Annotated in this window: 8 protein-coding genes; 2 read left to right on the top strand and 6 right to left on the bottom strand. The window is 31.1% G+C overall.

The genetic code is table 11. From position 1 onward, the window contains the following. Positions 1 to 159 precede the first annotated feature (159 nt). Both ACSHW5_RS15150 and ACSHW5_RS15145 read right to left on the bottom strand, forming a co-directional pair. Positions 160 to 1,212 carry a nucleoid-associated protein gene (locus ACSHW5_RS15150; protein WP_435676990.1) on the bottom strand — a complete coding sequence of 351 codons (1,053 nt, stop codon included), beginning with the start codon at positions 1,210 to 1,212 and terminating at the stop codon, positions 160 to 162. 173 nt (positions 1,213 to 1,385) lie between these two features. Beyond that, positions 1,386 to 1,985 (bottom strand): ribonuclease HII, encoded by a 600-nt coding sequence (locus tag ACSHW5_RS15145; RefSeq protein ID WP_435676989.1) that lies wholly within the window; start codon positions 1,983 to 1,985, stop codon positions 1,386 to 1,388. A gap of 156 nt (positions 1,986 to 2,141) precedes the next feature. Between ACSHW5_RS15145 and ACSHW5_RS15140 the strand changes: the two genes are divergently transcribed. Together ACSHW5_RS15140 and ACSHW5_RS15135 are read left to right on the top strand one after the other, a co-directional pair. Beyond that, a complete protein-coding gene (locus tag ACSHW5_RS15140; RefSeq protein ID WP_435676988.1) occupies positions 2,142 to 4,103 on the top strand; it encodes a putative porin in 1,962 nt (653 codons plus the stop codon). Positions 4,104 to 4,148: 45 nt separating this feature from the next. Continuing rightward, positions 4,149 to 4,403: a hypothetical protein gene (locus tag ACSHW5_RS15135; protein WP_435676987.1), complete on the top strand. Its 255-nt coding sequence runs from the start codon at positions 4,149 to 4,151 to the stop codon at positions 4,401 to 4,403. A 118-nt stretch (positions 4,404 to 4,521) separates the two neighbouring features. Here the strand turns inward: ACSHW5_RS15135 and nhaC are convergent, their stop codons facing one another. The 4 genes from nhaC to ACSHW5_RS15115 all read right to left on the bottom strand — a co-directional run bounded on the left by nhaC (position 4,522) and on the right by ACSHW5_RS15115 (position 12,537). Beyond that, complete coding sequence (gene nhaC / locus ACSHW5_RS15130) at positions 4,522 to 5,991, bottom strand: Na+/H+ antiporter NhaC (protein ID WP_435676986.1); 1,470 nt, start codon at positions 5,989 to 5,991, stop codon at positions 4,522 to 4,524. Between the two features lie 163 nt (positions 5,992 to 6,154). After that, positions 6,155 to 8,044, bottom strand: coding sequence for an OmpA family protein (locus ACSHW5_RS15125; protein WP_435676985.1), 1,890 nt, complete (start codon positions 8,042 to 8,044; stop codon positions 6,155 to 6,157). 12 nt (positions 8,045 to 8,056) lie between these two features. Then, entirely contained in the window at positions 8,057 to 8,986 is a 930-nt protein-coding gene (locus ACSHW5_RS15120) for a PorP/SprF family type IX secretion system membrane protein (RefSeq protein ID WP_435676984.1), read from the bottom strand. A 68-nt stretch (positions 8,987 to 9,054) separates the two neighbouring features. After that, positions 9,055 to 12,537 (bottom strand): gliding motility-associated C-terminal domain-containing protein, encoded by a 3,483-nt coding sequence (locus tag ACSHW5_RS15115; protein ID WP_435676983.1) that lies wholly within the window; start codon positions 12,535 to 12,537, stop codon positions 9,055 to 9,057. Between the last annotated feature and the right edge of the window lie 149 nt (positions 12,538 to 12,686).

Below are 12,686 nucleotides of genomic sequence, written 5' to 3'. Positions count from 1 at the left end.
GTGTTAAAAATGTAGAATTTTTCCTATTTAGATTAACAACAATTTTTGCCTAAACACAACAATTGCGAATGATCCGATTACTTTGTCCTAGAGTCCTTGCAGCCAGACTCTAAGATGCTGAAACGAGTTCAGCATGACAAAAGCAAAAGCAATGGTATTCTATTTCTCTTCGTTAAAATAAACTTTATAAAACTTCATTTTTTTCTCTTCATCATACCCTCTTTCTAAATATTCTGATGCTGCTTCTGGCGCATCTACATCTAGTTTAATGTTGATGTTGGTATCTAACTTAATCTCTGTTTTTAATTTGTTTTTCTCTTTCTTTAAAACAACTCCAGAAACGTCAAAATTATTTCTAATTAACACATCGTTTAATTTTTCGAAGTGCTGTTTGTATTCGTCAAATTTTTCTTTGTGTTTTTCTTCTTCAAAAACTTCATCTTTAAAAGTAGCATAATCTACAGCTTCATTTTCTTTAAAATAATCTACCGTATTTGCTAAGAAATTTCCTTTTTCGTGCATGCCTAATTCTGGCTTAATTACCTCTTCAGAAAATTCTTTACACATCTCTAAATAGTTTTGTGTATGAGAATTATAATCGTCTGCTAATTTTACAGATAAAAAGTTTTTAGACCAATATTGGGCATCGTAATTGTTGTTATCTACAGATAGTACAACAGTACCTTCTTGGTCTGAGGTATTTAAAACCAAACAACCTTTGTCTATTCTTTTTGTAGAAATTCCTTTTTGTACAACAACATCAAAACTTTCATTGTCATCTAAATAGGTTTGAAAAAAATCTACTTTATTTTCAATTTTAAAAACTCCTATAGCTTCTGTTAAAACATCTTTGTATTCTATACCTTCAATAAAAACAACAAGTACGTCTCCTGTTTTTATTTGTGCAGAATTAGACTGCTCAAACAAATGGTTTACAATACTTTTAGAGTATTCTACAAAACTTTCTTCATCATTAAATATTTCTGAAGCAAACTTATTTACTTCATTTAAACGTACATCTTCATGCTTTGTAAATCGATAACTCTGTGTTAAATTTCCAAATGGTTTCAATAAAAAACCTTTCATTAGATCGTAACTTTCTTGATCAAAACGAATTAAGTCTTCAGAAAAAACATTTTGTCCGCTATTAAATTTATTTGCTACTTTATGTAAGATACATTTGGTAATTTCTGCTTTGGTTTTTCTAATCATTACTTAAATTTTTGGAGCGTAAAAATAGTTGAAGTTTTTAAATAAATAGAAAATAAATGCATGAGATTTTCTAAAAGCTTGCAAGAATTTTAGCCCTGATTGAAATGGCATCCTTTTTTCTTTTTCAGAAAAAAGATATAATTGAAAGCAGGAAATAGCTTCTAAAAAATAACTTACAACTTTAATTTTATCTGTTCTGGCAACAATTTAAAAGTTTTTCTATGGTATTTAGTGGCGCCAAATTCTCTAATTCCGTTTCGGTGTTCTTTTGTTGGATAGCCTTTATTTTTGGCCCAATTATACATGGGAAATTCTTGATGAATTTTCTCCATATACTCATCTCTATACGTTTTTGCCAATACAGAAGCTGCGGCAATACTCATGTATTTTGCATCGCCTTTTACAATGGTTTCATGCGGAATTTTGTTGTACTCTCTAAATTTATTTCCATCAACAATAATAAATTCTGGGGTAATTTTTAGCATTTTTATAGCACGATGCATGCCTGTAATAGATGCTTGTAAAACATTAATTTTATCTACTTCTTCTTGCCAAACAAAAGAAACACCAAAGGCGAGTGCTTGTGCTTCTATAATTGGACGTAATTCTGCTCTTTTTTTTTCAGATAATTGTTTAGAATCGTTTAAAAAAGGATGTGTAAAATCTTTTGGTAAAATAACTGCTGCTGCAACTACGGGGCCAGACAAACAGCCTCTACCAGCTTCATCGGTACCAGCTTCTAAAGTAAATCCGCTAAAATTTATGTTTAACATGCTACAAAGAAAAGCAAAATTTTTGTTTTCATTTTTAATGATAATATAAATTTATTTACAAAAAAGTACCTTTTAGAAGTATTAACAATTTTCGGGAAATATATTAACTATTATTTTCGTTTAATTATTTTACATTTGCTACTGCAGAAACAACTTATGAATAAACCATTTTTTTTATCTTTTTTACTTTTTTTCTCAGGCTTAAACCTGTTGTTTTCACAAGCACGTATAAATTCTGGGCAACAAGGGGATGATTTTATTAGAGTTAACAATGATTCTATTGGTAATTCTGGCGAAATAACTGTAAAATTATCTGGAAAAACAAAGTATACAGACTATAAAATATTTTCGCATAAAAGAGATACTACCTTTATAGATACTACGTTAACAATACAAAAAGATTATAAGTTTAATTATTTGAGAACAGATAATTTTGAACTATTGGCTTTTCATAATCAAGGACAAACCTTTAATAATTTGGGCTATAATTTTAGTAATGTACAGCTATTTCCAGACATTGGTTTTACAGCGAAACAATTTAGTTATTTAGATATAGATGAAATTAAGTATTATGAGGTTCCTACGCCAACTACAGAAATTTTATACAGGACAGGCTTGCAACAAGGGCAAGTTGTAGACGCTTTATTTACGGTTAATTTTCATAAACGATTAAATGTTTCTCTTTCTTATAAAGGTATTCGTTCTTTAGGAGCGTATAGAAGATCTTTGGCAAGTCACGGAAATTTTAGAGGTGCTTTTCATTATCGTACTAAAGAAAATCAGTATGAATTAAGAGGACATTTAACAAGTCAAGATTTTTTTAATGAAGAAAGTGGAGGTTTGCCAACGGCGGAAATAGAAAAATTTACGATTAATAATCCAGAGTTTACAACAAGGTCTCTTTTAGATGTAAATTTAGACGATGCAGAAAATCAATTTGATGGAAGTCGAGTTTATTTTGAACATAGTTTTAAGCTTTTATCTAGTAAAGATACCGTTGGTAATAAAGATTTTAGCAATTTAAAAGTTGGACATGTTTTTACCAATGAAACTAAATCTTATTCATTTATACAAACTACCACCACCATATCTATTTTTGGAGAGTCAAATGACTCTGGAGCCGAAGATAACGAAGTAAAAAGTACACTGACCAACAATGAACTTAACTTAGAATTTAATTCGAAATATGTTTTAGGAAAACTAAAACCCAAACTTAATTTTACGCAATATACGTATGCCTATGATACTATTTTAAACACAAATAGCAGCATTAGTAAAACTAAATTAGCAGGAAAAGCTATTTCAGTAGGGGCGGAGTGGAACGCTAGAATTAAAAATTTTAAATTAAATGCAGATGCCAATCTTACCCCAGGAAGTACCCGATTGTCTGGTAGTTTTTTAAAGGGTGAAGCACTGTATCATAAAGACAGTATTTTTACCGTACAAGGTAGTGTGTTGTTGAGTTCTAAATCGCCCAATTTTAATACCTTATTACATCAAAGTAGTTATGATGATTACAATTGGCAGAATGATTTTAGCTCTGTAAACACAAGAGATTTAGGTTTTGCTTTCAGTTCTAAGTGGGTAAATGCATCACTAAATTTTACAAACATAGACAACTATACTTATTTTGATGAGAATAATAAGCCTCAGCAATTTACAGATCAAATTACGTATTTAAAGCTAAAAGCAAATAAGGAGTTTAGGTATAAGAAATTGGCGTTAGACAATACGGTAATGTATCAAAATGTAAGTAGTGGTAGTTCTGTTTTTAGAGTGCCAGAATTGGTTACAAGAAACACCTTGTATTATCAAGATTATTGGTTTAAAGGAAAACCGATGTTGGTGAATATTGGTCTTACTTTTAAATATTTTACAAAATACAAAGCAAATGCTTACAATCCATTATTGGCAGAATTTACATTACAAAATGATACAGAAATAGGATATCCTACCGTAGATTTATTCTTTAATGCACAAGTGCGAAGAACGCGTTTGTATTTAAAAGTTGATAATGTAACTTCTGGTTTTACAGAGAAAAATTATTTTTCTGCTCCAAATTATCCTTATAGAGATTTTACAGTGCGTTTTGGTTTGGTTTGGAATTGGTTTATATAACCGCAATGTAGCAGATAAGTTACGTTTGATAACACCTTGTTTTTCATGATAAAAAGTCTTAAACAAAACTGGAAACTCTTTTTAATAGCAAGTTTATCTTTAGGCTTAGCCCCTTTTAATCCACCACATATTGTGGGGAAACTCAAATGGATTTTAGGTGGAAATGCTTTCTCTGGAGAACATGCCATGCAAGCCAAAGATTGGTTTGATGTTTTACTTCATGGAAGTCCTTGGGTGCTTTTCATAATTTCTGTAATAGTTCATCTTTTTACTTTTTTGATGAAAAAAGATAAGAAATAATGCGTTTTTTTGTTATTTCTAAGTGTATTTCTATCAGAAAGATCTGTTGAAACAATTTTTACTTTTTTAAATTTAACACTTTAAAATAATTCTGATATTTGTTTATAATGTAAGGAAGTTACTTTTTTATGAGTTGTTTTATTTTAATACTAAAAGCAGCAAATACCAACGTGGTAATTGGAGACAACCAGTTAAAAATGGCATAGATAAAATAGTCTCCTACACCAACTCCTAAAACACTAGATTGGTATGCACCACAAGTATTCCAAGGAATTAAAACAGAAGTTACTGTTCCGGAATCTTCTAAAGTTCTACTTAAATTTTCTGGTGCTAAACCTCTATCTTCATAGGCTTTTTTAAACATCTTACCAGGGATTACCAATGCTAAATATTGGTCTGATGCAATTATGTTAAGACCTAAACAGCTTACAACAGTACTTGCAAATAAACCAAAAACAGAAGTTGCTACGGCTAATAATGAATTTGTTATTTTAGCTAAAGCTCCAATAGCATCCATGATGCCGCCAAAAACCATTGCGCAGATAATTAATAAAATGGTCCATAACATGCCCTCCATTCCTCCGGAAGAGAATAAATCAGATAACTTTTCATTATCAGTTTGGATTTGGGTATCTGTTAAAATTGATTTTATTAAGGATTGAAACTTAGAAGAAGATAAGGTTTCTAAAACATCACCTTGAAAAATGAAAGCAAATATAGCAGCTAAAACAACACCGGTTCCTAAAGCTAGTAGTGGCTTTGTTTTTAGAAGAATCATGCCTATTACTACTCCTGGAACTAAAAACAACCAAGGAGAAATATGAAAAGTATTGTCTATTGATATTAATAAATTACTAATATCAGCACTACCTGTAGTATCTATTGTAGTACTTAGGATAGTAAATACAATTAAGGTTATGATGATGGTTGGTACCGTTGTAAACGCCATGTATTTTATATGCGTAAATAAATCTGTTCCTGCCATTGCAGGCGCAAGATTTGTGGTGTCTGAAAGCGGAGACATTTTATCGCCAAAATATGCACCAGAGATTACTGCACCGGCTATCATTCCGCTAGGAATACCTAAAGCGCTACCAATACCAACTAATGCAATACCAACTGTTGCAGAGGTGGTCCAAGAACTTCCTGTTGCAATAGAAATAATTGCGGCAATAATTACGGAAGCTGGTAAAAATATTTCCGGGCTTAATACTTGTAAACCGTAATAAACCATTGCAGGTATAATTCCGCTTACCAACCAAGTTCCTGCTAAAGCTCCTACTAAAAAAAGGATCATAATGGGTACAAATACACTTTTCCAGTTTTCCCAAATTTCAGTAATCATTGTTGGAAAAGGTACTTTGTTAAAAAAACCTACTGTTGCGGCTACTAAACCTCCTAAAATTAATATATATTGATTAGAATAATCTCCAAACCAAGCACCATCAGCAAAAAAGATATTATAGGCTAATAAACACATTAAAATTACAACCGGAATTAAAGATTCTAATAGGTTTAGCTCTTTATTGTCTATAATTTGTTGGTCTTCAATTTTAATTTTGGAGAGATTATTGTCTTTTTTTTGCATACTAAAAATTTGATATTGTAATGATACGAATTTGTGAAAACATACACAAAAAGGGAAACAATTTATAATAAACAATAATTAATGCTAATGTTTTTTCTATAAAAAAAAAGGTTTTTAAACTATGCTATAGCTTAAAAACCTTCTTTTGAAAACAATGTAATAATTATTCTAAAACAAATTCTGATCTTCTATTTAATTGATGTTCTTCTTCTGTACACTTTACTTTATCTGCACATTGATTAACTAATTCTGACTCTCCATAACCATTACTGGTAATTCTACTTGCAGAAATACCTTTAGAAATTATATAATCTGCGGTGCTTTTTGCTCTTCGTAAAGATAGCCATTTATTATATTTATCAGACCCTCTAGAATCTGTATGTGAACCACAATGAATATTTATTTCTGGATATTTGTTAATTACTCTTACAACATCATCTAAAATAACTTTTGCTTTTGGTGTTAGAATTGAAGAGTTAAAATCAAAATATATAGGTTCATGATCTATTTGTACTTTTTTATTTTTAAATACAATATCTGGATCTATTGTTTGGTATAAATCTAATAAAATAGTGCTAGAAATTACAGGGTCTGTTTTAGATGTCTTAAAGTTATAGGTTGTTGGTATGTAAGATTTATGTTTAACTTTAATTGTATAGTCTTTTTCTGGTTCTAAAATAAAACTAAACTCTCCATCTTTGTCGCTTTTTAAAGTTTCTAAAACTTTCTTGTCTGCGTCTAAAAGGGATATAGATGCACCTTCAACTGGGTCTAATTTTAATCTATCTTTAACTTTACCATCAATTCTGAAAATGGCTGTAGCTTTTCTAAATTTATAAATATCATCGCCACCTCTACCACCAATTCTATTAGAAGAAATGTAACCTGCGCTTTTTTCTTCATCTAAAACATATCCAAAATCATCTAAGCTACTATTTATTCCTAGTTTTAAATTTTTTGGAGTTGTAAATCCTTGTTTTACGTTGTTATAGGATTTAAAAACATCTAAACCACCAAAACCTACTAAACCGTTAGAAGAATAATACAGTGTATCTTTGCTATAGAACGGAAATTGTTCGAGATGTTTTGTATTAATTTTTGGTCCTAAATTTTTAGGTTTACTATAATTGTCCTTACCGTCTATGTTAACCACAAATATATCAAAAGACCCTATGGTTCCTGGCATGTCTGAAGAGAAGTAAAGTTTTTTGTCATCTTCACTTAAAGCAGGGTGTACTATAGAGTAATTGTCTCCATTAAAAGGAAGTTCTGAGATATTTTCCCATTCATCATTTATTAATTCTGCTCTAAATATTTTTAAATGGGTTACTTTGTTTTTGTCTTTTACTTTCTTTCCATTTATTAAGTTATTTCTGGTAAAATACATTGTGTTACCATCCTTTGTAAATACAGCATTAGATTCATGTAATTTTGTATTTATTTTAGATGAAAAAGGTTTAATTTCTTCTAAATTTCCTTCTGAATCTATGTTTGCTTGGTATAAATCTAAATACGGTTGTTTGTTCCAGTCATATATTTTTCCGCCAGATCTACTTGAGCTAAAAACTAATGTGTTGTTGTAAAATGACCCTCCAAAATCCGTTTCTGCGGTATTTCCTCCTAAGGTAAAAACATCATAAATACTTTCTCTATTTTCGTTTAAGAGACTGTCTAACTTTATAACATCATTAATTTTACCATTCTTTATTATTGTTTCATATTTTTTTAACCAAGGACTTGCTTCTTCATATTTTTCTAATCCTTTTAAAGCTTGTGCGTATTTAAAAAAATAAGAAGGATCTACTGAGCTTTCATGAAATAACATTAATTCTCCATACCATTTTGCAGCTTCGTCCATGTGGCTATTAAAATAATAGCAATCTCCTAATTTTTCATAAATATCTTGGGTTTTAAACTTTTCTTTTTCAAATAGTTCTGCGGCTTCTATATATGAAGTTATTTTAAATAAGTGGTTGGCTAGACCTAATTCTTGTGCCTGGGCAGCTCCCATAAAAAAAAGGATGCTTATAAGTAGTAGTTTTGTTTTTGTCATAGCTAGGTGTATTTAAAAAAATCTTGGTGATTTATTAAATCCGTTAAAGAATATATTTATATCATAAAGAAACATAATTTCATGAGATCCAGAACTAAAGTTGTTTAAGTTGGTTGTAGTGTAATCATAAGCATACCCAATTCTAAATTCTGGGGTTACTCTAAAATTAATCATGGCAGAAACAGCATCTTTTAAACGATAGCCTAAACCAAATTCTACTTTATCATTATAAAGTACATTCATATTTGCATCTACAATTATAGGAGACCCTGCAACGGCTTTTACTAATACAGATGGTTTAAGTTTAAATTGATTGTTTACTTGAAATACATAACCAGAAGTTACGTACATGTGTCTTTCTTCGGCTATTTCATATAATCCTTTGGTTTTACTTAGGTATTGGGTGTTTAATAAATTTGGTACAGATACACCAAAGTAAAATTCATCGGTATAATAAAATGCACCAATACCAATATTTAAAAAAGTATTATTTATATTTTCGTTAAAATTAGGGTCTGTAAAATATTGACCACTTTCTAGGTTTAATCCAGTAAATTGGGTGTTAAAAATATTGGCACCAGCTTTCATACCAAAAGATAATTTGCTTTTGTAGTCTAGTGTAAGTTTATAGGCAAAGTCTAAACTTAAGTTATATTCTTTTACAATATCTCCAATATCATCAGCAAGTAAAGAGAAACCAACTTCTACTTTATCTCCAAGCGGTGCATGGGCAAATAAAGAAGCAGAAGTAGGTGAGCCTTCTACGCCAACCCATTGCATTCTGTATAAAAGTCCTGTATTTATTTCCCCAGGGTTATCTGTTGTGTAGGCGGGATTTACTACACTCATGTTATACATATACTCAGTGAATTGGACATCTTGTTGCGACCAAGTTATAGTTATGAACATGCTTAAAAAATAGAAACATAGTTGCTTTTTCATTTTAATTAGTAGGTTTAGTTATTTTAGTTTGGCAATTTTTAATTTGTACAGGGAACTTTTATTGAAGCTTATCTGCTTAAATAAAGTCTTCCTTGTCTTGGTTTTTTATCATTCTTATTGAAAACAAGAACATAGAAATAGACTCCTTTTGGTAATAATTCTCCGTTTCCATTTAATTCTCCATTCCAACTAGGTTTGTTTGCATTGCCTTTATAAACAATATTTCCCCAACGATTATAATACTCTATGGTATAATTTGGATATAATAAATTGATATTTTTTATGTTAAAAAGATCATTTATACCATCATTATTTGGTGAAAAACCATCGTAAATAACAAGGTCATCGTCATTACATGCTTCTAAGTCTACAGTTATTTCTAGAGCTGTAGTACTTTCGCATCCATCTAAATCTTGTAGCACTGCAAAATAAGTAGTGTTATGAACAAGAGTTTCACTAGAACTTATGGTGTTTCCGTTAGGAAAACTGTCATACCAAACTACGGTGTTGCCTGAAGAAACTACAATTCTATCAGCTAAATCTAAGAGTGTAAAAGGTCCTTTTAGGATACAAAACTGTTCTCCGTTTAAATTTAATGTTGGAGTGGCTACTTGGGTTAAGGTAACATTTACTTTTAGACGTGTATTACTTTCACAGGTTGAAGATGCGTTAGATTGTGTAGCGTAATAATCTCCAGCATTTTCTAGTAAAGTAGTTGGGTCTAATGCTGTTGTAGACGTTTCAGTGTCATACCATTTAATATTGCTTCCGGAAACTTCTAAATCTGCAATCGTTGCTTTTTTACTTTCGCAAAATACTTGATCCGTAGTTGTGGTTGTAGGAGCTACAATTGTAACTATAGATATTGAAATTTTAGTTCGTTTAAAACTCTCACAACTTGTTGTAGCGTCAGATTGGGTTGCATAATAATCTTCACCATCCACTAATATTTCAGATGAAGATAGCGCTATAGTAGAAGTTTCTGTATCATACCATTTTATATTGGTACCTGTAATATCAAGATCTGCAATTGTTGCCCCGTTAATTTCACAAAAAGATTGGTTGTTAGCAGAGGTAGAAGGAGCATCTGTAATGTTAATTAATACAGTAACTTTTGTTCTAGTTAAACTTTCACAACCATTTGCACTATCTGTTTGAGAAGCAAAATAATCTCCATTATTTATTAATAATTCGGTTGAATTTAATGGAGTTGTTGAAGTTGCTGTGTCGTACCATTTTATATTAGTACCTGTAATATCTAAATCACTTACTTTAGCTTCATCAATTTCACAAAAAGATTGATTACTAGAAGTGGTAGTAGGTGGTGTTGTGGTAGTGATTGCTGCTGTAATTTTTGTTCTTAAAACACTTTCACAACCATTGCTAGCATCAGTTTGTGTAGCAAAATAATCTTCTCCATCAACTAAAACTTCTGTTAACTCTAAAGTTACCGTAGATGTTGCTGTAGCATACCATTTTATATTGTTTCCTGTAATGTTTAAATTTGCTATTGTTGCATTGTTTATTTCACAAAAAGATTGATTATTAGAAACTGTTGTGGGCGCTAGAGTTGTAGTTATTGTAACGGTAACCTTTGTTCTAGAAACACTTTCACAGCCATTTGAAGCATCTGTTTGAGTTGCAAAATATTCTTCCCCATTCACTAATAAATCCGTTGAATTTAAAGGAGTAGTAGAAGTTGCTGTATCATACCATTTTATATTAGTACCTGTAATATCTAAATTTGCTATTGTTGCTTTGGCAATTTCACAAAAAGATTGATTGTTTGAAGATGTTGTAGGCTCAGAAGTTGTAGTTATTGTTATTGTAACTTTTGTTCTTAAAAAACTTTCACAACCGGTGTTAGGGTCTGTTTGTGTAGCATAATAATCTTCGTTATTCACTAAAGCTTCTGTTAATGGCAATTCTACATTAGATGTAGCTGTTGCATACCATTTTATATTGGTTCCTGTAATAGCTATATTGGCTATAGATGCTTTGCTAATTTCGCAAAAAGATTGATTATTAGATGTAGTTGTAGGCGCAGAAGTTTTATTTATGGTTACTGTAACTTTGGTTCTTGCTGAACTTTCGCAATTTGCAGCAGATGTTTGAGTAGCATAATAATCTGCACCATCAATTAAAACTTCGGTTGAATTTAATGGGGTTGTAGAAGTTGCTGTGTCATACCACTTAATATTTGAACCAGTAATTGTTAAATTACTTACTTTGGCTTCGTCAATTTCACAAAAAGATTGAGTATTAGAAACTGCAGAAGGTGGGGTAGTTGTACTTATTGTTGACGTTATTTTTGTTCTTAGAACACTTTCACATCCATTAGCGGTGTCTGTTTGCGTAGCATAATAATCCTCTCCATTTAATAATATATCCGAAGGGTCTAATGGAGTAGTAGAAGTTGCCGTGTCATACCATTTTATATTTGTTCCGGTAATATTTAAATCTGCAATTGTTGCGGCGTCTATATCACAAAAAGTTTGACTATTTGAAATGGTTGTTGGTGCAGCTATTGAATTTATAGTTGCTGTAACCTTGGTTCTTTGTATACTTTCACAATTTGTGGTACCGTTAGTTTGCGTAGCATAATAATCTTCTCCATGCACTAAAGCTTGCGCAGTTGGTAGTGCTACCGTAGAAGTTGCCGTGTCATACCACTGTATGTTGTTTCCTGTAATGTTTAGGTTTGCTATTGTTGCTGCTTCAATTTCACAAAAAGATTGGTTATTTGAAGATGTGGTTGGGTTATCTGTTGTGTTTATAGTAACTTTTACTTCAACTCTAGAAACACTTTCACATAATAAGCTTTGTTCTACTTGTGCAGCCCAATAAGATTCTCCACTAACTATTTGATCTGTTGGGTCTAATGGAATGGTTGAAAACTCTGTATGATACCATACTATAGAATTATCCGGGTGAGAAACTTGTGCCCCCAAACTAGCAATTGTAGGCCTGTCTATTCTACAAAATATCTGTAAAGGTTCTGCAACTAATGGAGCAGATGGGTTTATTAACACTACACTTGTAGAATTACGGTTACTAACACACCCGTTTTCTGTTTGTTGTGCCCAATAAGTTGCTCCATCTTGTAATAATGTTGTTGGATGCAATAAAGAACCGCCAAATTCAGAATCAAACCATTCTATATTATCTCCATCAGCGTATAATTCTGAAATAGTAGGTTTGTCAATTGTACATTCTGTAATTGAAACAAAAGTATTTGGTGGTGCACCATAGACAAAAACATTAACTTTTAATCTACTAGTACTACAACCTCCACCTATTTCATCATCAGCATAGTAGGCTCCGGTTTTTAGTTTTGCAGTAGGATCATAGGCAAGCCCTCCTGTTTCTGCATTATACCATACAATATTTCCTCCAACAGCAACTAAATTAGAAACTGTTTTGTTTTCTGAAGCACAAAATGTTTGTGTACTGAATGTTGTTGTTGGCTGAGGATTGACACATTGAGCAAAATTTACTTGAACATAGCCCAAGACCACAACGCAAGTTAATAGTAGTTTTCTTAAATACATAGTAGTTTAGTTAGCAATATAACAATTGAATTATTAACAATTGTTGATTTTTTTAGTAATAGTTTATAGCTAAATCAAAATTAAAGAATAAATCATAAAAAAATAACAATATTTTAACTTATGTTAAAAGAGTTATTAACGGCTGATAT

This window comes from Polaribacter sp., assembly GCF_051251875.1.
Classification (GTDB): Bacteria; Bacteroidota; Bacteroidia; order Flavobacteriales; family Flavobacteriaceae; genus Polaribacter.
The sequence above is the reverse complement of the archived record's forward strand: the minus strand, read 5'-3'. Positions and strand labels throughout refer to the sequence as shown.